This window comes from Herbaspirillum sp. GW103 (assembly GCF_000261365.1).
In the GTDB taxonomy this organism is placed as follows: domain Bacteria; phylum Pseudomonadota; class Gammaproteobacteria; order Burkholderiales; family Burkholderiaceae_D; genus Herbaspirillum.
This window is the reverse complement of record NZ_AJVC01000003.1, coordinates 137,839-160,495: the sequence shown is the minus strand read 5'-3', so window position 1 is coordinate 160,495 and position 22,657 is coordinate 137,839. Positions and strand designations below refer to the sequence as shown.

Below are 22,657 nucleotides of genomic sequence, written 5' to 3'. Positions count from 1 at the left end.
TTCCATGAAAAAAGAGTGGGCACGGCGGCCAACCTGGCGGCGGACCGGAGAAGTTGCAAACGATTGTCGTGGAGTCATCTGCGCTTGTCGCTTGCCTTTTTGTGTGCTTGCCTTAACGTCGTGTTAATCGCCGGTTCCAGTCGATATGTTCGTTTCTTCATCAGGCAGGCCATATCCCTGCGTGCGCACCAGCTGCTGCAGTTCGGCGATGAAAGCCTGGGTCAATTGCGAGAGCGGCTCGGTACGCACATGCACCAGGTTGGCCCGCAGGATGGGGGCACGGGCCACCGGCCGCACCACCATCTGGCTGGTACCGGCCCAGCTGCGCACCGAGAATTCATCCACCAGCGCTACGCCCGCGCCCATCTGCACCAGCGAACAGGCGTTCTGCGGCGAACCCACTTCCATGATGGGCCGCAAGGCTTCTTCTTCGGACTGGTAGAAGCGCCCGACGATGCCGCCGAAAGGGGAATCACGGTTGTACGAGATCAGCGGGAAGGGCCGCAGGTCGGCCAGGCTCAGGGTGCCGCGCCGCGTCAGCTCATGGTTGTAGGGCAGCACGCACACCAGGCGGTTGCTGCACAGGGGCGTGACCTGCAGGCTGGGATGCTCCATCGGCAGGATGATGATGCCCAGGTCCGCCTGGCGCGACAGCAGGCGGTCCTTCAGGTAGCCATAGTTGAGGCAGTGGAAGGTCAGCTTGACCTCCGGATGGCGGTTGCGGAACAGCGCGATGGCCTGGGGGATCAGCATCTGCCCGATGCTCGGGCTGGAGACGATGTTGAGGATGCCGCTGCGGTTTTCCGACAAGTCGGTGGCCAGCTCGTTGACGCGCTGCACGGCCTGGTACACGTGCTCCACTTCATGGAACAGCTTCTTGGCCTCGGGCGTGGCATACAGCCGGCCCTTGATACGCTCGAACAGGGCGAAGCCGACCCGTTGCTCGGTGTGGGACAGCAGGCGGCTCACCGCCGGCTGCGAAACGAACAGCAATTGCGAGGCGCCGCTGATGGAGCCGGTCGTCATGACCGCCCGGAACACCTCGATCTGGCGCAGGTTCAGTGCCATGGATCCTCATCGCGCATAACAGCATGTTAAGGGGAACCGACAAATGAGCAAGGAGCATGCCCGTCAGCCTGGGGTACAGTCGTTGCCTGTGCTGACTCCTGTTTTGCGAGAAACCATCATGTCCCTTGTCCCGGCCGACGGCCCTGCCCTGTTCGTCATCAATCCCAATAGTACGGCCGCCGTCACGCGCGGCATCGATGCCGCGATGGCGCCGCTGCGCATGGCCGGAGGACCGGCCATCGAATGCCTGTCGCTGCCCTCCGGCCCGCCCGGCATCCAGACCCAGCAGGACGTGGACAGCGTGGCGCCACAGCTGGTATCGCTGGCGCGCTCCTTGCGTGCCCGTGCCGGTGCGTTCGTCATCGCCTGCTACTCCGATCCTGGCCTGCATGCGGTGCGCGAGGCGGTCGACGTGCCGGTGCTGGGGATCATGGAAAGTGGTGTGCTGACGGCCCTGACACTGGGCCAGCGCTTCGGCGTCATCGCCATCCTGCCGGGTTCCATCCCGCGCCATCTGCGCGCCTATGGCGCCATGGGCGTGCAGTCACGGCTGGCGGGCGAGCTGGCCATCGGCCTGAACGTGACCGAACTGGCCGACTACGACCGCACGCTGGCGCGCATGCGCGAGGTCGGCCTGCGCCTGCGGGATACCCATGGCGCCGACGTGATCGTCATGGGCTGCGCCGGCATGGCGGTCTATCGGGACGCCTTGCAGGAAGCGCTGGGCATACCCGTGGTGGAACCCAGCCAAGCGGCAGCGGCGATGGCCATCGGCCGCATCAAGATGAACTGGCATGGCGCCTGAGGACCGATATGAATGAAAATACCCAGCAACTGATAGCGCAACTGCGCAGCATCGTGGGTGACGCGGGACTGGTCACGGCGGCCGAGGAGCAGGCTTCGTATGTGAAGGATTGGCTCAACAAGTGGCATGGCCGGGTCGCCGTCGTGGTGCGCCCCGCCGACACCGCACAAACCGCCGAGGTGGTACGCCTGTGCCACCGGACCCACACCCCCATCGTCACCCAGGGCGGCAACACCGGCATGAGTGGGGGCGCTACGCCCGACGACAGCGGTGCCCAGGTGATTCTCTCGACCACGCGCATGAACCGCATCCGCGCGGTGGACCCTATCAACAACACCATGACGGTGGATGCCGGCGTGATCCTGGCCCATGCGCAGGACGCGGCGCGCGCCGCAGGACGCTACTTTCCGCTCAGCCTGGGTGCAGAAGGCAGCTGCACGATCGGCGGCAACCTGGCCACCAATGCCGGCGGCATTGCGGTACTGCGCTTTGGCAACATGCGCGAGCTGGCGCTGGGGCTGGAGGTGGTCCTGCCCGATGGCCGCATCTGGAATGGCTTGCGCGGCCTGCGCAAGGACAATACCGGCTATGACCTGCGCGACCTGTTCATTGGCTCCGAAGGCAGCCTGGGCGTGATCACTGGTGCAGTGCTGAAACTGTTTTCGCAACCGCATGCGCGCGCTACCGCCTGGGTCGGCTGCGACAGCCTGGCGCAGCTGGCGGAGTTGCTCGCGCGCACGCGGGCGCGCTGCGGCGACCGGCTGGTGGCTTTCGAGATGATGTCGGCCGCCTCCTTGGCGCTGGTGCTGCAGCACGTGACCGATACCCGCGCACCACTGGCCCAGCCGGCGCGCTACAACGCCCTCATCGAACTGGCCGATACCGAAGACCTGGGCTTGCAGGCCATGCTGGAAGAACTGCTCGGGCAAGCGATGGAAGATGCCCTGGTCAATGACGCCATGCTCTGCACCAACGGTACGCAGGCCGCCGCCCTGTGGAAAATCCGCGAGGGCATTTCGCAGGCCCAGGTGCGGGCGGGCAAGGTGATCAAGCACGACATCGCACTGCCGATCTCGGCCATCGCCGAGTTCGTGGAGCAGGCCGAGCGCATCATTGCCGCTTGCGAGCTGCAGGCGGAGATCATCAACTTCGGCCACCTGGGCGATGGCAACCTGCATTTCAATGTGATGATTCCGTTGTCCTCCTCGTATGAAGAGGTCAAGCAGGCCACGTTGCAGTTGAACCGGCTGGTGCACGACCTGGTGACGGAGAAACAAGGCAGCATCAGTGCCGAACACGGCGTGGGCCAATTGCGGCGCGATGAACTACGGCACTACAAGTCGCCGCTGGAGATGGAACTGATGTTGCGCATCAAGCAGGCGTTTGATCCTAACCTGATCATGAATCCGGGGAAGCTGCTCTAGAGGATGAACCACGCAGGCGTGCCCCCATGAAAAAAATGGCGGCCCCGAGGGTCCGCCATTTTTTCATGCAAGACGCTGCGCTTACTTCTTGCGCTGCGGCGGCAAGTCCGTGCAATGCCCTTCTGCCACTTCCGCTGCCATGCCCAGGGACTCGCCCAGGGTCGGGTGCGGGTGGATGGTCTTGCCGATATCGACCGCATCGGCGCCCATCTCGATGGCCAGCGCCACTTCGCCGATCATGTCGCCTGCATGGGTACCAACGATGCCGCCACCGATGATGCGATGGGTTTCGGCATCGAAGAGCAGCTTGGTGAAGCCTTCCGAACGGCCATTGGCCACGGCGCGGCCGGACGCGGCCCACGGGAAGTGGCCCTTCTCGATCTTGATACCCTTTGCCTTGGCTTCGTCTTCGGTCACGCCGACCCATGCCACTTCCGGATCGGTATAAGCCACCGAAGGAATGACGCTGGCATCGAAGAAGCTCTTCTCGCCGGCAATCGCTTCGGCGGCCACGTGGCCTTCGTGCACCGCCTTGTGCGCCAGCATGGGCTGGCCCACCAGGTCGCCGATGGCGAAGATGTGCGGGACGTTGGTGCGCATCTGCTTGTCCACGGCAATGAAGCCGCGATCCGAGACGATCACGCCAGCCTTGTCGGCCGACAGCTTCTTGCCGTTCGGGCTGCGGCCCACGGCCACCAGCACCAGGTCGTACAGTTGCGGCTCGGGTGCGGTGGCACCGGCTTCAGCGGCTTCGAACGTGACCTTGATGCCTTCGGGCAGGGCTTCCACGGCCACGGTCTTGGTCTTGACCATGACGTTGTCGAAGCGCTTCTCGTTGAACTTCTGCCAGACCTTGACCATATCGCGGTCCGCGCCCTGCATCAGGCCATCCATCATCTCGACCACGTCGATGCGCGCGCCCAGGGTGGAATAGACGGTCGCCATTTCCAGGCCGATGATGCCGCCGCCGATGACCAGCATGCGCTTGGGCACCTGGCGCAGTTCCAGCGCGCCGGTCGAGTCGACGATGCGCGGATCCTGCGGCACGAACGGCAGGTTCACCACCGAGGAACCGGCGGCGATGATGGCGTGCTTGAACTGCACCACCTTCTTGCTGCCGTCCGCTGCAGTGACTTCGATGTGGTTGGGGCCGGCGAACTGGCCGTCGCCATTGACCACCTGCACCTTGCGGGCCTTGGCCATGCCGGCCAGGCCACCGGTCATGGTGCCGATGACCTTGTCCTTGTAGGCGCGCAGCTTGTCGATGTCGATTTCGGGCTTGCCGAAGGTGACACCGTGCGAGGCCATGGCGGCAGTCTCGTCGATCACGGCGGCCACGTGCAGCAGTGCCTTGGACGGGATGCAACCGACGTTGAGGCAGACGCCACCGAGCGTTGCTTCACGTTCGACGATGACGGTGTTCAAGCCCAGGTCGGCGGCGCGGAAGGCAGCCGAGTAACCACCAGGACCACCACCCAGCACCATCACGTCGCACTGCACGTCAGCGCTGCCGCCGAAGCTGGCCGCCGTCGGTGCGGCAGCGGGAGCGGCTGCCGGAGCAGGCGTTGCAGCCGGTGCAGCCGGAGCCGGGGCTGCAGCGGCTTCGCCGGCCGCTTCCACCAGCAACAGCAGCGAACCTTCGGCGACCTTGTCGCCGACCTTGACCTTGACTTCCTTGACCACGCCCGCCTGGCTGGACGGGATTTCCATGCTGGCCTTGTCGGATTCGACGGTGATCAGCGACTGGTCCACCTTGATGGTATCGCCGGCCTTGACCATCACCTCGATGACTTCGACTTCCTTGAAATCCCCGATATCGGGGACCTTGACTTCAGAGAGACTCATTGTCCTGACTCCGTAATGTTCGGTGGTGGCTTAGAGGAGCGACTTGCGCAGGTCGCCCAGCACGTCGGCGAGATACGCCGAGAAGCGCGCGCCCATGGCGCCGTCGATGACACGGTGGTCATAGGACAGCGAGGTCGGCAGCATCAGGCGCGGCACGAATTGCTTGCCATCCCACACCGGCTTGGTGATCGACTTGGACAGGCCCAGGATCGCCACTTCCGGCGCATTGATGATGGGCGTGAAGGCGGTGCCGCCAATGCCACCCAGCGAGGAGATGGTGAAGGTCGCGCCTTGCATGTCGGCCGGCTTCAACTTGCCGTCGCGGGCTTGTGCGGACAGTTCGCCCATTTCGGTGGCGATCTGGCCGATGCTCTTCTGGTCGGCGTTCTTGATGACCGGCACCACCAGGCCATTCGGGGTATCGGCGGCGAAGCCGATGTTGTAGTACTTCTTCAGGATCAGGTTCTCGCCCTTCTCGTCCAGGGACGCATTGAAGGCCGGGAACTTCTTCAGCGCCGAGACGCTGGCCTTGATGACGAAGGCCAGCATGGTCAGCTTGACCGGCGACTTGGCCTTGGCGAAGGCATCGTTGGAGGTCTTGCGGAATTCTTCCAGCTCGGTCACGTCGGCTTCGTCGAACTGCGTCACGTGGGGGATCATCACCCAGTTGCGATGCAGGTTGGGGCCGCTGATCTTCTTGATGCGTGACAGCGGTTGCAGTTCGGTTTCACCGAACTTGCTGAAGTCCAGCGACGGCCACGGCAGCAGGTTCATGCCCGTGCCGCTGCCATTGGTGGCAGGTGCGGAAGCCGCCACCGAGGTGGAACCGGCCATGACGCCCTTGACGAAGTTCTGCACGTCCAGTTGCAGAATGCGGCCCTTGGGACCGGTAGCCGGCACACGCGACAGATCCACGCCCAGTTCGCGGGCGAACTTGCGCACGGAAGGCGAAGCGTGGGCCTTGCCGCCGGTGCTGGTGGCCGACGCGGTAGCGATGGCGGGCACGGCGGCAGCAGCGGCCGGTGCGGGTGCTGAGGCGGGAGCCGGTGCCGCAGCGGCGGCCGGCGCGGCTGCAGGCGCAGCAGCGGGAGCAGCGGCAGGCGCACCGCCCGCGGCTTCGATGGTGGCGATGATGCTGCCCTTGGACACCTTGTCACCCAGCTTGACCTTCAGTTCCTTGATCACGCCAGCGTGGCTGGAGGGGATCTCCATGCTGGCCTTGTCGGATTCCACGGTCAACAGCGACTGCTCCGCCTTGACGGTATCACCCACCTTGACCATCACTTCGATGACTTCCACTTCCTTGAAGTCGCCAATGTCGGGCACTTCGATCTCGACGGTACCGCCAGCAGCGGCTGCCGGTGCAGCAGCAGGGACCGGTGCCGGGGCGGAGGCCTGCGCGGCCGCAGGAGCGGCAGCGGCGGCTTGCGGTGCGGCGGCGGAAGCAGCAGCGCCCTCGCCTTCGACGATCACCAGCAGCGAGCCTTCGGCGACCTTGTCACCGACCTTGACCTTGATTTCCTTGACCACGCCGGCCTGGCTGGACGGGATTTCCATGCTGGCCTTGTCGGATTCGACCGTGATCAGCGACTGGTCGACCTTGATCGTGTCACCGACCTTGACCATCACCTCAATGACTTCGACTTCCTTGAAATCGCCGATGTCCGGGACTTTTACTTCGACTTGACTCATCTGATGCGCTCCGTTGTTCTGTTCCCAGGCGCTGTGCCGGGAGAAGTATTCGCTTAGGGCAGGTGCTGACTGAGCAGCGGACCTCCCCGTTGGGGTGGCAGTTCCAGACACGACACATCCCCGCGATCAGCAGGCTGAGGCGGGGATGGTCGGTCAGGCAGTCCTTACAGGGTCACCGGGTTGGGCTTGTTCGGATCGATACCGTACTTGGCGATGGCTTGCGCCACCACTTCCGGCTTGATCTTGCCTTCGTCGGCCAGCGACTTCAGGGCCGCCACGGTCACGAAGTAACGGTTCACTTCGAAGAACTCACGCAGCTTGGCGCGGGTGTCCGAACGGCCATAACCGTCGGTGCCCAGCACCTTGTAGGAACGACCCTTCGGCACGAAGGCGCGGACCTGCTCGGCGTAGGTGCGCATGTAGTCGGTGGAGACCACGATCGGGCCTTCGCTGCCTTCCAGCGATTGCTCGAAGTAGCTCTTCTTCGGGGCCTCGGCCGGGTGCAGCATGTTCCAGCGTTCCACATCCTGGCCATCGCGGGCCAGCAGGGTGAAGGACGGTGCGGACCAAACGTCGGCATCGACCTTCCAGTCATCACGCAGCAGGTCGGCGGCGGCGATGACTTCGCGCAGGATGGTGCCCGAACCCAGCAGTTGCACGCGCAGCTTGTTTTCCTTGCCGCCTTCGTTCAACAGGTACAGGCCCTTGATGATGCCCTCTTCCTGGCCCGGCTTGATGCCAGGGTGGCCGTAGTTCTCGTTCATCACGGTGATGTAGTAGAACACGTCTTCCTGGTTGGCCACCATGCGGCGCAGGCCGTCATGGATGATCACGGCGACTTCGTGGGCGAAGGTCGGGTCGTAGGGGATGCAGTTCGGGATGGCCGAAGCGAACACGTGGCTGTGGCCGTCTTCGTGCTGCAGACCTTCACCGTTGAGGGTGGTACGGCCGGCGGTGCCGCCGATCAGGAAGCCGCGTGCGCGCATGTCACCCGCTGCCCAGGCCAGGTCGCCGATACGCTGCAGACCGAACATGGAGTAGTAGGTGTAGAACGGAATCATCACGCGGTTGTTGGTCGAGTACGAGGTCGCCGCAGCGATCCACGAGCTCATGCCGCCCGCTTCGTTGATGCCTTCCTGCAGGATCTGGCCGGCCTTGTCTTCGCGGTAGTACATCACCTGGTCCTTGTCGACCGGTTCATACAGCTGGCCGACCTGGCTGAAGATGCCGATCTGGCGGAACAGGCCTTCCATCCCGAAGGTACGGGACTCGTCGACCATGATGGGCACCACACGCGGGCCCAGGTTGGGGTCGCGCAGCAGTGCGGTCAGCACGCGCGAATAAGCGGCGGTGGTGGAGATTTCACGGCCTTCGGCAGTGGGCTCCAGCATGGCCTGGAAGGCCGACAGTTCCGGCACCGGCAGCTTTTCGTCCGCGTGCACGCGGCGTTGCGGCAGGTAGCCGCCCAGGGCCTTGCGGCGCTCGTGCAGGTACTGCATTTCCGGTGCGTCGTCAGCAGGCTTGAAGAACGGAATGTTCGGCAGTTCAGCGTCCGAGATCGGCAGCTGGAAGCGGTCGCGCATGGCGCGGATGGCTTCGTCGTCCAGTTTCTTGGTGTTGTGCGCGGTGTTGCGCGCTTCGCCGGCCTTGCCGAAGCCATAGCCCTTGATGGACTTGGCCAGGATCACGGTGGGCTGGTCCTTGGATTCCTGCGCGACCTTGAAGGCGGCGTAGATCTTGTGCGGGTCGTGGCCGCCACGGGTCAGGCGCCAGATGTCGTCATCCGACATCTTGGAGACCATTTCCAGAAGCTTCGGATGCTTGCCGAAGAAGTGCTTGCGCACGTAGGCGCCGTCCTTGGCCTTGTAGTTCTGGTACTCGCCGTCGACGGTTTCCATCATGACCTTCTGCAGGATGCCGTCCTTGTCCTTGGCCAGCAGCTCGTCCCAGCCGCTGCCCCAGATGACCTTGACCACGTTCCAGCCAGCGCCGCGGAAATCGGACTCCAGTTCCTGGATGATCTTGCCGTTGCCGCGCACCGGACCGTCCAGACGCTGCAGGTTGCAGTTGACCACGATGACCAGGTTGTTCAGCTTTTCACGGCCGGCCATGCCGATGGCGCCCATCGATTCCGGCTCGTCCATTTCGCCGTCGCCACAGAAGGCCCAGACCTTGCGGTTGTCGGTCTTGGCGATGCCACGGGCGTGCAGGTACTTCAGGAAGCGGGCCTGGTAGATCGCCATCAAGGGGCCCAGGCCCATCGAGACGGTCGGGAACTGCCAGAATTCCGGCATCAGCTTGGGGTGCGGGTAGGACGACAGACCATGGCCATCGGCTTCGCGGCGGAAGTGGATCAGTTGGTCTTCGGTCAGGCGGCCTTCCAGGAAGGCGCGGGCGTAGATGCCGGGCGAGGAGTGGCCCTGGATGTACAGCAGGTCGCCACCGTGGTCTTCGGTCGGAGCGTGCCAGAAGTGGTTGAAACCGATGCCCAGCATGTTGGCCAGCGAGGCGAAGGAAGACAGGTGTCCACCCAGGTCGCCATCGACGCGGTTGGCCTTGACCACCATGGCCATGGCGTTCCAGCGCATCCAGGAGCGCAGGCGCTCTTCATATTCCAGGTTGCCCGGGCAGTGCTCGCCCTGGTCGGCGGGAATGGTGTTGACGTAGGCGGTGTTGCTGGAGAAGGGGATATGGGCACCACGACGGCGGGCCAGATCGACCATGCGTTCCATCAGGTAGTGGGCGCGATCCGGGCCTTCCTTTTCGATCACGGCTTCGAGGGCGTCAAGCCACTCCTGGGTTTCCATCACATCGGGATCGTTGGCGGCCTGCGCCAGAACTTGATCGATTTGGGCTGACATGTCATGTCTCCTGGTTGTTGAGAGATCCGTCCGGTCGGATAAACCAGGCGGGTCGGTCGGGTCATTCGGTACGCAATGCCGCCGGCAGGTGATGCAGGAAGTTGTCATGTGTTGCCTGTATTGCAATCTTTCCTGACCCTTGGGGCAAGGCGTCGGAGGCGAAACAGGCTTAAATGTACGGTCTTCCAGCCGTGTGGACGACGAATTTTATCAGGGAATTTTCAATTTTCAAATTACGATAATCGATTTCATAATACGAAAATATGCTGCAAAGCGGCATGAATAGGGGCTTCCAGGGCCTCGTATTTTTACTATATCGCCCTTGCGGCGGGGTTTTCTTGCCCTGTTTGCAATGCGGCAAAGACCTGCCGGAGCGCACAAAACAGCATTTTTTGCCCAATAAAAGTGAACATAAAGAATTGCCAGGACAGCAAGCATGGGGCTTTCCGACCGACCAGCAAAAACGCCTCGTCCGGGGACGAGGCGCTCTTGTCGGTTTCTTGTTCAGTTATTGCTCTATATAAGTGAACAAGCGAAGGCGGGCTAGATAGCGATATTGCCCAGGGTGCTGGCCCGGTAAGCCGCCACGAAGGTATCGAAGTCGCCCACCTGGGTGCGTTCGATCTCGCGCTGGGCATCCAGCGAAGCCTGAGCGATGGCGACAAAATCGGCGGTCTGGTCGGGCGACAACGGACGGGCGATCAGTTCGGCGGCCTGGCGCTGACTCTGGGCGAGGGTATAGGCCGGGAAGGAATTGCCGGCGGCGCGGATTTCCCGCAGCACGCGTGCCGAGGGCGTGGCATCGGGATCGGCCAGCTTGGCGCGCTGGGCGGCCAGGCTGTCGCGGTGCTGGCTGCCGCCGCGCTGACGGTCCAGCAGCTCGGCCACCGGTGCCATGCGGTCCAGCAACTGGCGGCCCCAGTCGGTCAGCAGCAGGGATTCCCCCTTGAATTGCAGGCGCAGGCCCGGCCGACGACCTTCCTTGACGGTGGCCAGGAAGTTGGCGCGATTTTCCACGCCTTCCTCGTCCGAGGTCAGGCAGCTCGATTCCAGCGCCAGGAAGTGCAGAAACACATCCAGGAAGCGCGCGGCTTCCAGCCCGATGCCCAAGGGATTGAAGGGATCGATGTCCATGCAGCGCACTTCCACATACTGCACGCCGCGCGCCGAGAGCGCCTGTATCGGCCGCTCGCCGCTGTTGATGACGCGCTTGGGGCGAATCGAGGAGTAGAACTCGTTTTCGATCTGCAGGATGTTGGTATTGATCTGTACCCATTCGCCGTCGCGCTTGGTACCGATGGCTTCATAGGGCGGATACGGCTCGCTGACCGCATGCGACAGGCTGCGGATGTAGGCTGGCAGGTTGTTGTAATGCGGTGTGATGTTGGCCTGGGCGTGGTTCTGGTAACCCAGGTCGCTCATGCGCAGGCTGGTGCCGTAAGGCAGGTAGAGCGTGTCCTCGGAGAGGGTCTCCAGCTGGTGCGGGCGGCCGCGCAGGAAATTGGTCGCCACCGCCGGCGAGGCGCCGAACAGGTACATCAGCAACCAGCTGTAGCGGCGGAAGTTGCGGATCAGGGCGATGTAGCGCTCGGACTGGTAATCGCGGCGCGACAGCGAGGGATCGACGCTCTCATCGCCCTCGCGCAGGACTTCCCACAGGTCTTCACTCAAGGAGAAGTTGTAGTGAATACCCGCGATGCACTGCATGGTACGGCCATAGCGCAGCGCCAGGCCACGGCGGTAGACGTGTTTCAACATGCCGATGTGAGAGCTGCCGTACCAGGCGATGGGAATCTCGTCTTCCGGCGGCAGCACGCAGGGCATGGAGGCGTTCCACAGGAATTCGCCCCCCAGTTTGGTATAGGCAAAGCGGTGGATCTCATCCAGGCGCTGCAAGGCATCGGCGATGTCGGGCATGGCCGGGGTGATGAATTCCAGCAGCGCTTCAGAGTAATCGGTGGTGATCAGGTCATTGGTCAGGGCCGAACCCAGTGCCGGCGGATGGGGCGTGCGGGCCAGGTGGCCCCGGGCGTCCACGCGCAGCGTCTCCCGCTCCACCCCGCGCAGGCCCTGGCCCAACAACGCAAGATGTTGCGGCTGGGATAGCTGGTGCAGGCGGCGGGTCAGGAGATCGGTCATGCGGTAATCCTTGTTTCTTCAGGGCGGTCTATCAGGGGCCGGGAGGCTTGGTTGCGGGAGCATAACCGAAATTGCAAATCCCCGTCGTGCGCTGCCCCAAAAGCCAATGTCAGATCAAGGGGACAATATCTATTTTCAATATGACAACAAATCCTCGCTCGCCGGCATTTCGTCCGGCCTGCCGCCTGGCTTTATAATCACGGGTTCTGGCGCCTAGCGCCCTTCAGTGGCCCCGGCCTGTCCGGGCGCTTTCTTCCCAGCCCTGCCCTTCACTTTCTATTTGCCCTATCTGCCATGTCTGCCCAACTGATCGACGGAAACCTGCTCTCCCAACAACTGCGCGCCGAAGTGGCCCAGCGCGCCGCCGCCCTCACCGCCCAAGGCAAGCAACCCGGCCTGGCCGTGATCCTGGTGGGCGACAGCCCGGCTTCCCAAGTCTACGTGCGCAACAAGGTCAAGGCCTGCCAGGACAATGGCCTGCACTCCGTGCTGGAAAAATATGAAGCCACGATGACGGAAGCCGAGCTCCTGGCCCGCATCGACGCCCTCAACGGCGATCCCAAGATCAACGGCATCCTGGTGCAGCTGCCGCTGCCGGCGCACATCGACGCCCACAAGGTGATCGAAGCCATCGCCCCGGAAAAGGACGTGGACGGCTTCCACGTCAGCAACGCCGGCCTGTTGATGACCGGCCAGCCGCTGTTCCGCCCCTGCACGCCCTACGGCGTCATGAAGATGCTGGAATCGATCAATTACCCGGTGCGCGGCGCCAATGCCGTGGTGGTGGGGGCTTCCAACATCGTCGGCAAGCCGCAAGCCATGTTGCTCTTGCAAGCGGGTGCCACCGTCACTATCTGTAACTCCAAGACCCGTGACCTCGGCCACCACACCCGCCAGGCCGACATCCTGGTGGTCGCCACCGGCAAGCGCAACATTGTCACTGCGGATATGGTCAAGCCTGGCGCGGTCGTCATCGACGTCGGCATGAACCGCGACGACAACGGCAAGCTGTGTGGCGACGTCGATTTCGCCAACGCGAAGGAAGTCGCCGGCTGGATCACCCCGGTGCCGGGTGGCGTGGGTCCGATGACCATCACCATGCTGCTGGTCAACACCATCGAAGCCGCCGAACGCAGCTGATCGGCACGCCCCTAGCGCAATACCCTCCGGCGGCCTGGCTGCCGGATGTTTTCAGAGAAACGAGAGCCCATGACCACCAACGACATCGCCGCCAATCCCCTGCTCGATTTCTCGGGCTATGCCCAGTTCGACGCCATCCAGCCCGAACACGTCACCCCGGCGCTGGACAAGCTGCTGGCCGACGCCAGCCGCCTGGTCACCGAACTGGAAGCGCCGATGGCCGAAGTCACCTGGGACAATTTCGTCGAGCCGCTGGAATCGGCCACCGAAAAGCTGGGCCGCGCCTGGAGCGTGGTCGGCCACTTGAATTCGGTGATGGACACCCCGGCCCTGCGCGCCACCTACAATGAGAACCAGCCGCGCCTGGTGGAATTCTGGACCGGGCTGGGCCAGAACCTGGCGTTGTTCGAGAAGTACAAGGCGCTGCAGACCAGCCCGGCCTTCGCTTCCCTGTCGGCCGCGCGCCGCAAGGTGGTGGACAATGCCGTGCGCGATTTCCGTCTGTCCGGCGCCGAACTGGCCGAGGACAAGAAGGAACGCTTCGCCGAGATCCAGGAAAAGCAGGCCATGCTGACCACGCGTTTCTCCGAGAACGTGCTGGATGCCACCAATGATTTCGCCCTCTTCGTCGAGGACGAGGCCGAATTGTCGGGGCTTCCGGCCGATGTGAAGCAAGCTGCACGTGCCGCCGCCGAGAAGGACGGCAAGCCCGGCTACAAGTTCACGCTGCACTTCCCCTCGTATTTCCCGGTTCTGCAATATGCAGATAATCGCGCGCTGCGCGAGAAGATCTACCGCGCCAACGCGACCAAGGCGTCGGAACTGGGCGCAAAGCCCGAATGGGACAACAGCGCCAACATCGACCAGATCCTGCAACTGCGCAAGGAAGAAGCGCAATTGCTGGGCTATGCCAACTTCGCCGAAGTCTCGCTGGTGGCCAAGATGGCCAAGTCACCCAGCGAAGTGATCGCCTTCCTGGAAGACCTGGGCCAGCGCGCCCGCCCCTTCGGCCAGAAAGACTATGAAGAACTGAAGACCTTCGCCCGCGAAAAGCTGGGTCTGGACGACCTGAAGGCCTGGGACAGCACCTATGCCTCCGAAAAGCTGCGCGAGCAGCGCTACGCCTTCTCGGAACAGGAAGTGAAGCAATACTTCCCCGAGCCCAAGGTGGTCGGCGGCCTGTTCCAGGTGGCGCAGCAACTGTTCGGCGTGCAGATCAAGCCCGATACCGCCCCGGTCTGGCACAAGGATGTGAAGTTCTTCCGCATCGAGCGCGATGGCCAACTGGTTGGCCAGTTCTATCTGGACCTGTATGCCCGCTCCGGCAAGCGTGGCGGCGCCTGGATGGATGACGCCCGCGCCCGCCGCCTCACCGCGCAGGGCGTGCAAACCCCGATTGCCTATCTGGTCTGCAATTTCACCGAACCTGCCGTGGTCGATGGCGTGACCAAGCCGGCCCTGTTCACCCATGATGAAGTCATCACCCTGTTCCATGAGTTTGGCCATGGTCTGCACCACATGCTGACGCAGGTCGATGAAGTGGGCGTATCGGGTATTTCCGGCGTGGAATGGGATGCGGTGGAACTGCCTTCGCAGTTCATGGAAAACTTCTGCTGGGAATGGGATGTGCTGCAGCAGCTGACCGCACATGCCGAGACCGGCGAGCCGCTGCCGCGCGCGCTGTATGACAAGATGATCGCCGCCAAGAACTTCCAGTCCGGCCTGCAGATGCTGCGCCAGGTGGAGTTCTCGCTGTTCGACATGCTGATCCACCATGAATATGAAGTCGGTGGCCAGCAGACCGTACAGCAGTTGCTCGACAGCGTGCGCGACCGCATCGCCGTGATCCGCCCGCCGGAATTCAACCGCTTCCAGCATTCGTTCTCGCACATCTTTGCGGGTGGGTATGCGGCGGGTTACTACAGCTACAAGTGGGCGGAAGTGCTGTCGGCTGACGCTTACAGCGCCTTTGAAGAGGCAGCTGCCAGCAGCGGCAATGTGATCTCGCTGGAAACCGGCCGCCGCTTCCAGCAGGAAATCCTGGCCGTGGGCGGTTCGCGTCCGGCCATCGAGTCCTTCAAGGCGTTCCGTGGGCGGGAGCCGAGCATTGATGCGCTGTTGCGGCATAGTGGGATGGCGGCCTGAGTCGCCAATTCTTCAGGTAGTAAACAAAGCCTCGGTGGAAACCGGGGCTTTGTTGTTTCCGGGACTGTTGTCTCTACCGGTGAAACGCATTGATACATTTTCGTGGCTAGCGAAACCTGCTCAGGGATTGACGCTGAAGCCAATGTACCGAGCACCAGAAATGACAAGGCCTTGCCCCAGGTCCACTTGCTGGATCAATGAGGATGCTGATGGACATAGAGAAACCACGTCAATATGAGCATGACAAACGTCGACGCAAGCAACAAGCAAATCAAGATCCTGGATGCCTGAGGTTTTCCAACGGTGAGCGGCAGACCAGCTCCCCACAGAATTGGCATCGCGGCATAGATTGCAAGTGAAATTCCACGTAGTACGCCAGGACATGATTCGATACAGATGTTGGTATTGGCCACGATTTCAAACAGCGAAGGAATCAAGTCGAAAATGTATCCGATTAGAAGTCCTGCACAGAACAGAGCAGTCTTTCTCATGATCACTTCACCTCAAAGAAGAGTATGAGTTTTGACGCTCTAAGGTCAGAGTAAAAGTGAGGCCAAGGGCGATGGATGCCCAGTGAGAATCGTGCGAATGTTTCTAACGTCCCAGCGATTCCGTTGTTGGTGAGTCGTGATCCATTCCACAGGTCGATATGTCCACCGCTGGCATTAGCGGCAGTTTGCCCTTCTCGCGTCCAATAAGCATGAAACATGATGATCCCTGTACGCCCTTTCACCTTCGACTCCCAATCCTTGCCTGTGATGTCCTCTGGCTGCTTGGGCAAACCGCAGAATGGTTGCAGCTTGAGCCACTCGCCAAGCTCATACGCTCGCACGGCTGCCGGCTTGCCATCCATCATGACACGGCCCAAGGCTTTGGCGCCTGGCATCGGCTTGACCGTCTTCTGCGAGAAGGAGCGCATCTGAATGCCCACCTTGTGAAATGTGGCACTGACGCGCAAGGCGCACTGGTTGCTATAGTCCCCTTTGTCCTCAGGCCCCGGCTTGAACGGAGCGCCACTCACGTAGTTGTCCCACAGGTCCGAGAATTTCACGACAGGCACGTCAATCTTGCACACCGAGTCCTTGATGGTGTTGGTCCGCACCTTGGCTTGTTGCACCAGAATCTTGCTCATGCTTGCGCCTCTTCCATCTTGATGAGAGCCTCATCTCCCCAATAAACGACGTATTCATCTTCCCCATAGGTATCAATGCGCGGCAGTTGGCCATCGGGCTCGGCCCGGCCAGAGAATCTACGCCCATCCATCGTCTGGACGTACCAGGGTACGCCTTCAATGGGCCGCGCAATAAGCTGGGGTTGTTCATCGTAGCGGGCTTCGTGTGGCTCCGGCTCTTTGATAGGCATCCAATCGCCCTCGGCGTTGAGAAAGTGCTTTTCGGCGATAGTTTCCCCGCTCGCATTACCTACCCCGTCAATATCATTGAGCGTTGATAGCAACGGGCATCCGGCACTCGTTTTCATTCCATGGATCACCTGCGGCCGTCCATTGGTCAAGGTGGAGCGAGGGAAACCATGTGCAATGATGCAACTCTTGCGGCACGCCATGCGAGCGCCTTGGAATGCGTAGGCACGCCCATGGCTGAGGCAAGTCTGGTCACCTTCGATCACCGTACCGCCGCAGGCGGCTTTGTCACCGTAGCGAATCCAACCGATGATCTTCATGCGCGATCTCCCGTCCGGCACAGGTAGCCAGCTTGTAGAAGGCCATGCGTGCCGATGCTGCCTAAAAAATCGCTTACCAAGTGCCGCCCATCCGATTCCGTGTGTTTCATTTTTGCTCCTTCCATCAGTCGCAAACGCTCGCCCCAAAGCCCATCAGCGCTTGCTGAAGAGGTGCTGACGTTTTGGAGTGAAAGGAGTCTAAATTTGACAACCGGCAAAGCAGATTGCCCTCAAGCAATCAGGCTCCATTTCTCGAAAAAGATCGACTCACCTGACGGGAACCACCACCGAAATCCGGCGGACAAGGGCGTTCTTTGGCACTCCGATAGCCTGCTGCACCGCGACCCACTATACTGACGGGATGACCCGAATCGACTTCCACAGCAACGTCCCGCAAAAGATCGCTTACGTGTGCCGTCTGGTGCGCAAAGCGCGCGCTTCCGGCGCCAACCTGGTGCTGCGCACGCCCGACCGCGCCGAGTTGCAGCAACTCGACCAGGCGCTCTGGAGCTTTTCCGAGCAGGATTTCCTGCCCCACGTGATGGCCGGCGACCCGCTGGCAGCGCAGACGCCCATCATCCTGACCGCCGACGACAGCACCGAACTGCCGCACCACCAGATCCTCATCAACCTGGGTGGCGACACCCCCGCGCACTTCGCGCGCTTCGAACGCCTGCTGGAAATCATTTCCGCCGACGATGCCGACAAGGCCGCCGGCCGTGACCGCTACCGTTTCTATAAAGAACGCGGCTACCCCCTCTCGCACCATGTGGCCGCCTGAGCCCGCCCCGCCCGCTCATGCCATGAACCACGACGACAACAGCATTCCCCTCCTCACCGAGATCATCCCGCTGGCACCTGCCGCCCCGGATTACACCGCGCCCGCGCAGCCCGGCGCCTTCCATACCCAGCCTGCTGCGGCCAGCTACCAGGCACCCGCCGCTGCGGCGCCCATGATGGCCGCCATGCCCCCGGTTACCCCGGTCGCCGAGCAATACCGCCAATGGGAACAGGAAATCCGCGAAAACGTCCTGCAAAGCCTGCTCGAACGCGTCGATACCGTGCTGCACCAACACCTGCAAGACCAGATGGCGCTGGCCCTGGACCATCTTTCCGAGATCGTGATGCAGCGCGTCAGGGAAGGCCTGCGCGATGCCTTGACCGAAACGGTAGAGCGGGCCGTCGCGGAAGAGATGGCACGTTTCACATCTTCAAAAATGTAAATACGATCTGATTTTTCTTTTTATTTTGAATAAAAATTCCGCATCAGTCTTTTTATTCACAAAAAATTGATCCAGTATTGATCACATCTGCAATCGCGCTTTTCTTACAATGCTTGCATTGTTCGCATTTGAATTCAGGGATGCGAACGTCCGAACAACCACAGCAAGTTCACGCAACACCGGGAGAGCAAGATGAAAGTGATCGTATTGGGCGCAGGCATTATCGGAACCGCTTCGGCCTGGTTCCTGAAGAAGCAGGGCTACGACGTCACCGTCATTGACCGTCAGCCCGGCGCAGCGCAGGAAACCAGCTTCGCCAACGGCTGTCAGATCTCGGTCTCGCACGCTGAACCCTGGGCCAATCCGGCTGCCCCGATGAAGGTCCTGAAGTGGCTGGGCAAGGAAGACGCCCCGCTGCTCTACCGCTTCCGTCCGGAATGGCTGCAATGGAAGTGGGCCGTGGCCTTCCTGCGCGAATGCACCGCCGCCCGCACCGACGAGAACATCCGCAACATCGTCGCCCTGTGCGAATACAGCCGCCAGACCCTGCAGGCCGTGCGCGCAGAGACGGGCGTGCAGTACGACCACCTGACCCGCGGGATCCTGCACTTCTATACTGAAGAAAAGGAATTCCAGGACTCCCTGCCGGCCGCCAAACTCATGCGCGACCTGGGCTGCCCACGCGAATCCATCGGTGCCGATGAAGTGATACGCATCGAACCGGCACTGGCCTCGATCCGCAACAAGATCGTCGGCGGCGACTTCACCGCCACCGATGAATCGGGTGACGTCTTCAAGCTCACCACCGGCCTGGCCAAGAAGAGCGAGGAAGCCGGCGTCGAATTCCGCTATTCCACCACCATCACCCGTCTCATTACCGAAGGTGCCGGAGCATCGGCCCGCGTGACCGGCGTGGAAATCATCAACCCGGACGGCCGCCATGAAGTCTTGCAGGCCGATACCTTCGTGGTCGCCATGGGCAGCTTCTCGCAGCAACTGGTCAAGCCGCTGGGCATCGACCTGCTGCTCTACCCCGGCAAGGGCTATTCGGCCACCTACAAGGTCACCAACCCGGACGCCGCCCCCACCGTCTCGCTCACCGACGACGGCTACAAGTTGGTGGTCTCGCGCCTGGGCGACCGCCTGCGCGTGGCCGGTACCTGCGAACTGAACGGCTATACCCGCGAACTGAACACCACCCGCTGCGAAGCCATCACCCGCCGCACCCGTGAACTGTTCCCCGATGGCTGCGACTACGAAAACCCGACCTACTGGACCGGCCTGCGTCCGCTGACGCCCTCCAACGTCCCCTATGTGGGCAAGACCAAGTTCGCCAACCTGTACCTGAACACCGGTCACGGCACCCTGGGCTGGACCATGGGCTGCGGTTCAGGCCGGGCCATTGCCGAGATCGTGGCCGGCCACGTGCCGGAAATCGATTTCGCCTTCACCGGCCTGCCGCGCTGGAACCGGGCACGCCAGGTGGTGACTCAAGCCGCTTGAGCCTTTTGCTTCACCCTCTCGCGAAGGACCGGACTCCCGGTCCTTTTTTTATCCCCTTGATCTGGATCAGCGCAAGCCGCTGTTGAAAGAATATTCACATAGGGCAATCAGCCCTCCTTACAAACGCTGACTCCCCCTTGGTGTAGAATCCTCGCTTGCTCTGCGTCGCCGGCGTCTGGCCGGGCCTGCGCAGTGAGCGGGATTTCAACTCATCATCGTGCATCTTGCGGCATCATGGCTTCTTCCAGCCTGTTTTTTTCTGCTGCTGCCCCGGCTCGAACCGCTTGTTGTCGTTGATCTCCCTGCTCCCGACCCCATATGGACGGATATCCGTCACAGCCTTTTCCTTCAGTTGAAGAGGCCGGCAACATCAAAGGACCCTGCAATGAAATGGGCAATTGTCTTCATTTATCTCTTTTCCATCCTGTTCATCCACTTCCGAGGTCGGGTGCGCCTGCCCTTCCTTCGGCAGTTCTTCGACCACTCGTCGATCATGTCGCCGATCAATCTGTTCATGTACGCGTTTTCGCGCGTGCCAGCCGTGCCTTATCCGGCCGTCAAGCAGTTTGATGACCTGGCCATCATCGACCAGAACTGGGAAGTGATCCGCGACGAAGCCGTGGCCCTGCGTGAAATGGCCAAGATCAAGGCGGCGGAGAAGAATGACGACGCCGGTTTCAACTCCTTCTTCAAGGCTGGCTGGAAGCGCTTCTACCTCAAGTGGTACAACGCCAGTCATCCCTCGGCCGAGAAGTTCTGCCCCAAGACCGTGGAAATCTTGAAGCGCATTCCCTCGGTCAAGGCCGCCATGTTCGCCGAGCTGGCCCCGGGCGGGACCCTCAATCCGCACCGCGACCCCTTCGCCGGTTCGCTGCGCTACCACCTGGGCCTGGTCACGCCCAACGATGACCGCTGCTTCATCGAAGTCGACGGCCAGCGCTACAGCTGGCGCGATGGCCAGAGCGTGGTGTTCGACGAGACCTTCATCCACTGGGCGCAGAACGGCACCGAGACGAACCGTATCATCCTCTTCTGCGATGTCGAGCGGCCGCTGCGCTATCGCTGGGCAGAAGCCATCAATGGCTTCCTCGGCCGCACCATGATGACCGCCGCCGCCTCCCCCAATGAGACCGGCGACCAGACCGGGCGCGTCAACAAGCTGTTCCGTTTCGTCTGGCTGGCCGGGCAGTATCGCCGCCGCTTCAAGAACTGGAACAAGACCGTCTACAAGATCACCAAGTTCGGTCTCATCATTGCCGTCGCCCTGCTGATCATCTATGCCTGAGGCTGGATGGAGGGTAGCCGCCATCGGCAATCCGAAACAAGATCGTAAATGATATAAACAAAAATCGCCGGCTACCCAGTCGGCGATTTTTTTAAGTCAATCCCGGAACTGGCGTATTGATTTTCGGAGCATGAGAAGCAGGACCGGTCGCCGGCAGACAATGTCAGATCAGCGTCAATTCCGCTACACAGCTGGTTTGTAGCCGGTTTGTCTGATATCGGAAGGCGCCCGGGAGAGAAAAACTCACCAAGTCGCACGTAAGTGAAAATCACGCAAGAGTTGAAGTTTCCACATGGAAATGAAATGGAGATTTTTCTGCAGTGAAATGCAGAAACTGCTTCATTCCCCTGCTTGCCGCCTGTAAAATCGCTTTGCTTCCGTGCTAGCTTGATGGCGTGAATCTTGCAACGGGATCGTCTTCGTTGCGCTGTGACATGCCTTGCTCCTGACTGCGCTCCTGCCGATGGCCGGGCACTGCTTCATGGCATGTCAGCCAGCCCGCTGTCGAAGACGCCGGGCAAGCACAGCCGAGTACCGACCATACATAGAACAATGGGCTCATGCAGGACATCGACGACGAGATGAAAAAACCGCTGCTCAAGCATCTGGTAGAAATCACGGCCCACCGGGAGCATTCCCGCCTGGCCATCTCCGTCATCTCCGCGCTGTACCAGCTGACCGACGTCGAGGCCATCCGCATGCTCGACATCTTCACGCTGCGTGATGAACACTTCGTGCAGGAAAAGATGGTCATCCGCGATGGCGCCGTGCACACCATCGCCGAGCTCACCAGCGACGATCCCAAGGAACCGCTGTCGACCTATCCGGCCATGCTGGCCTGCATCCGCAATCATCTCAATGAGTTCCAGGAGACCACGGCCGATGGCCAGCATCTTTTGTGGCTGCCGGTCTGGCTGCATGGCAAGATGAATTCCTGCCTGGAGATCCGTAGCCAGGTTCCCTTTGCACCGGCCATGCTGGACGTGATCCACGGCATCTTCCACGTCTATTGCAATTACCAGAGCCTGCTCGACTACAGCGAGCGCGATGCCCTCACGGGCCTGTTCAACCGCAAGACCTTCGATGAACAGTTCACCCGCTACGCCTTTGCCATCGCGCCGCACGAGGCGCACTCGGTGGACCGTGACGAGCGCCGTCACGAGAGCAACGACGAACCCAAGGGTCACTGGCTGGCGGTGGTCGACATCGATCACTTCAAACAGGTCAATGATCGCTACGGCCATCTGTACGGGGATGAGGTGTTGATCCTGGTGGCCAATATCCTGCGCGCATCGTTCCGTGCGCATGACCGCATCTTCCGTTTCGGTGGTGAGGAATTCGTGATCCTGCTGCGCTCGACCACGCTCACCGATGCGCGCAAGATCTTCGACCGCTTCCGCCAGAACGTGCAGGAATACGATTTCCCGCAGGTCGGCAAGGTGACGGTGAGCCTGGGTTTCGTCAATATCGCGCGGGAGACGCCGGTGGTGATCCTGGGCCATGCCGACCAGGCGCTCTATCACGCCAAGAAGAGCGGTCGCAATCGCATCTGCTACTACCAGGAACTGGTCAATTCGGGTGTGCTGCGCTCGGGTATCACGACCAACGACACGGTGGAATTCTTTTAGTCGATCCACCTGCACAGCACAGACCTGCACCGGGGCCGCGCGAGCGGTCTTTTTTTTCACCTGCGCTTTGTGTGTGCTGCCCTGCAAGGCAGATGGGGACTGGCCGGACTCATGCACGGCGTGCATTCGTTCATGTTTCAAAAGCATGAGACAACGACGTGCCGCTTCCGTATGATCGCCCTCGTCCGGCAGCGCATGCCTGAGGCGATATCCATCATT

General features: G+C 61.5%; 16 protein-coding genes. 9 read left to right on the top strand and 7 right to left on the bottom strand.

Going from position 1 to position 22,657, the window contains the following annotated elements:
- Positions 1–123: 123 nt before the first annotated feature.
- Positions 124–1,068 carry a LysR substrate-binding domain-containing protein gene (locus GWL_RS04200; protein WP_008327029.1) on the bottom strand — a complete coding sequence of 315 codons (945 nt, stop codon included), beginning with the start codon at positions 1,066–1,068 and terminating at the stop codon, positions 124–126.
- A gap of 118 nt (positions 1,069–1,186) precedes the next feature.
- Between GWL_RS04200 and GWL_RS04195 the strand changes: the two genes are divergently transcribed.
- Entirely contained in the window at positions 1,187–1,873 is a 687-nt protein-coding gene (locus GWL_RS04195) for an aspartate/glutamate racemase family protein (RefSeq protein WP_008327028.1), read from the top strand.
- Positions 1,874–1,881: 8 nt separating this feature from the next.
- Positions 1,882–3,297 carry an FAD-binding oxidoreductase gene (locus tag GWL_RS04190; protein ID WP_008327025.1) on the top strand — a complete coding sequence of 472 codons (1,416 nt, stop codon included), beginning with the start codon at positions 1,882–1,884 and terminating at the stop codon, positions 3,295–3,297.
- A gap of 81 nt (positions 3,298–3,378) precedes the next feature.
- Here GWL_RS04190 and lpdA read toward each other — a convergent pair whose 3' ends face one another.
- From lpdA to gshA, 4 genes are all read right to left on the bottom strand, one after another.
- Positions 3,379–5,142: a dihydrolipoyl dehydrogenase gene (gene lpdA / locus GWL_RS04185; RefSeq protein ID WP_008327023.1), complete on the bottom strand. Its 1,764-nt coding sequence runs from the start codon at positions 5,140–5,142 to the stop codon at positions 3,379–3,381.
- 30 nt (positions 5,143–5,172) lie between these two features.
- Positions 5,173–6,834, bottom strand: coding sequence for a dihydrolipoyllysine-residue acetyltransferase (aceF, locus tag GWL_RS04180; protein WP_008327021.1), 1,662 nt, complete (start codon positions 6,832–6,834; stop codon positions 5,173–5,175).
- 164 nt (positions 6,835–6,998) lie between these two features.
- Positions 6,999–9,695 (bottom strand): pyruvate dehydrogenase (acetyl-transferring), homodimeric type, encoded by a 2,697-nt coding sequence (aceE, locus tag GWL_RS04175; protein WP_008327017.1) that lies wholly within the window; start codon positions 9,693–9,695, stop codon positions 6,999–7,001.
- A gap of 543 nt (positions 9,696–10,238) precedes the next feature.
- Positions 10,239–11,834 (bottom strand): glutamate--cysteine ligase, encoded by a 1,596-nt coding sequence (gene gshA / locus GWL_RS04170; RefSeq protein ID WP_008327014.1) that lies wholly within the window; start codon positions 11,832–11,834, stop codon positions 10,239–10,241.
- A gap of 294 nt (positions 11,835–12,128) precedes the next feature.
- On the opposite strand from gshA, the gene folD reads away from it, so the two are divergent.
- Together folD and GWL_RS04160 are read left to right on the top strand one after the other, a co-directional pair.
- Positions 12,129–12,974: a bifunctional methylenetetrahydrofolate dehydrogenase/methenyltetrahydrofolate cyclohydrolase FolD gene (folD, locus tag GWL_RS04165; protein WP_008327011.1), complete on the top strand. Its 846-nt coding sequence runs from the start codon at positions 12,129–12,131 to the stop codon at positions 12,972–12,974.
- Positions 12,975–13,043: 69 nt separating this feature from the next.
- On the top strand, positions 13,044–15,119 hold the full coding sequence (locus GWL_RS04160) for a M3 family metallopeptidase (protein WP_008327008.1): 2,076 nt from the start codon (positions 13,044–13,046) through the stop codon (positions 15,117–15,119).
- Positions 15,120–15,612: 493 nt separating this feature from the next.
- Here the strand turns inward: GWL_RS04160 and GWL_RS04155 are convergent, their stop codons facing one another.
- Both GWL_RS04155 and GWL_RS04150 read right to left on the bottom strand, forming a co-directional pair.
- Positions 15,613–16,251, bottom strand: a complete 639-nt coding sequence (locus GWL_RS04155) for a type VI secretion system amidase effector protein Tae4 (RefSeq protein WP_008327006.1) — start codon at positions 16,249–16,251, stop codon at positions 15,613–15,615.
- Positions 16,248–16,799 carry a PAAR domain-containing protein gene (locus tag GWL_RS04150; protein WP_008327004.1) on the bottom strand — a complete coding sequence of 184 codons (552 nt, stop codon included), beginning with the start codon at positions 16,797–16,799 and terminating at the stop codon, positions 16,248–16,250. Before GWL_RS04150 ends, GWL_RS04155 begins: the two co-directional genes overlap by 4 nt.
- Before the next feature lie 361 nt (positions 16,800–17,160).
- Here GWL_RS04150 and GWL_RS04145 point away from each other — a divergent pair, with 361 nt between their 5' ends.
- The 5 genes from GWL_RS04145 to GWL_RS04125 all read left to right on the top strand — a co-directional run bounded on the left by GWL_RS04145 (position 17,161) and on the right by GWL_RS04125 (position 22,438).
- The gene (locus GWL_RS04145; RefSeq protein ID WP_008327001.1) at positions 17,161–17,580 is read left to right on the top strand and encodes a DNA polymerase III subunit chi; all 420 of its coding nucleotides are present in this window, start codon (positions 17,161–17,163) and stop codon (positions 17,578–17,580) included.
- A gap of 22 nt (positions 17,581–17,602) precedes the next feature.
- The gene (locus tag GWL_RS04140) at positions 17,603–18,022 is read left to right on the top strand and encodes a hypothetical protein (protein ID WP_008327000.1); all 420 of its coding nucleotides are present in this window, start codon (positions 17,603–17,605) and stop codon (positions 18,020–18,022) included.
- A 192-nt stretch (positions 18,023–18,214) separates the two neighbouring features.
- The gene (locus tag GWL_RS04135; RefSeq protein WP_008326999.1) at positions 18,215–19,525 is read left to right on the top strand and encodes a D-amino acid dehydrogenase; all 1,311 of its coding nucleotides are present in this window, start codon (positions 18,215–18,217) and stop codon (positions 19,523–19,525) included.
- Between the two features lie 385 nt (positions 19,526–19,910).
- Positions 19,911–20,810 (top strand): lipid A hydroxylase LpxO, encoded by a 900-nt coding sequence (lpxO, locus tag GWL_RS04130; protein ID WP_008326998.1) that lies wholly within the window; start codon positions 19,911–19,913, stop codon positions 20,808–20,810.
- 560 nt (positions 20,811–21,370) lie between these two features.
- The gene (locus GWL_RS04125; protein ID WP_008326997.1) at positions 21,371–22,438 is read left to right on the top strand and encodes a GGDEF domain-containing protein; all 1,068 of its coding nucleotides are present in this window, start codon (positions 21,371–21,373) and stop codon (positions 22,436–22,438) included.
- The last annotated feature ends 219 nt before the right edge of the window (positions 22,439–22,657 follow it).

Excerpts from the sequence above, each read along its gene's own strand:
- GWL_RS04200 (WP_008327029.1), bottom strand. The coding sequence starts at position 1,068 with ATGGCACTGAACCTGCGCCAGATCGAGGTGTTCCGGGCGGTCATGACG.
- GWL_RS04195 (WP_008327028.1), top strand. The coding sequence starts at position 1,187 with ATGTCCCTTGTCCCGGCCGACGGCCCTGCCCTGTTCGTCATCAATCCC.
- GWL_RS04190 (WP_008327025.1), top strand. The coding sequence starts at position 1,882 with ATGAATGAAAATACCCAGCAACTGATAGCGCAACTGCGCAGCATCGTG.
- lpdA (WP_008327023.1), bottom strand. The coding sequence starts at position 5,142 with ATGAGTCTCTCTGAAGTCAAGGTCCCCGATATCGGGGATTTCAAGGAA.
- aceF (WP_008327021.1), bottom strand. The coding sequence starts at position 6,834 with ATGAGTCAAGTCGAAGTAAAAGTCCCGGACATCGGCGATTTCAAGGAA.
- aceE (WP_008327017.1), bottom strand. The coding sequence starts at position 9,695 with ATGTCAGCCCAAATCGATCAAGTTCTGGCGCAGGCCGCCAACGATCCC.
- gshA (WP_008327014.1), bottom strand. The coding sequence starts at position 11,834 with ATGACCGATCTCCTGACCCGCCGCCTGCACCAGCTATCCCAGCCGCAA.
- folD (WP_008327011.1), top strand. The coding sequence starts at position 12,129 with ATGTCTGCCCAACTGATCGACGGAAACCTGCTCTCCCAACAACTGCGC.
- GWL_RS04160 (WP_008327008.1), top strand. The coding sequence starts at position 13,044 with ATGACCACCAACGACATCGCCGCCAATCCCCTGCTCGATTTCTCGGGC.
- GWL_RS04155 (WP_008327006.1), bottom strand. The coding sequence starts at position 16,251 with ATGAGCAAGATTCTGGTGCAACAAGCCAAGGTGCGGACCAACACCATC.
- GWL_RS04150 (WP_008327004.1), bottom strand. The coding sequence starts at position 16,799 with ATGAAGATCATCGGTTGGATTCGCTACGGTGACAAAGCCGCCTGCGGC.
- GWL_RS04145 (WP_008327001.1), top strand. The coding sequence starts at position 17,161 with ATGACCCGAATCGACTTCCACAGCAACGTCCCGCAAAAGATCGCTTAC.
- GWL_RS04140 (WP_008327000.1), top strand. The coding sequence starts at position 17,603 with ATGAACCACGACGACAACAGCATTCCCCTCCTCACCGAGATCATCCCG.
- GWL_RS04135 (WP_008326999.1), top strand. The coding sequence starts at position 18,215 with ATGAAAGTGATCGTATTGGGCGCAGGCATTATCGGAACCGCTTCGGCC.
- lpxO (WP_008326998.1), top strand. The coding sequence starts at position 19,911 with ATGAAATGGGCAATTGTCTTCATTTATCTCTTTTCCATCCTGTTCATC.
- GWL_RS04125 (WP_008326997.1), top strand. The coding sequence starts at position 21,371 with ATGCAGGACATCGACGACGAGATGAAAAAACCGCTGCTCAAGCATCTG.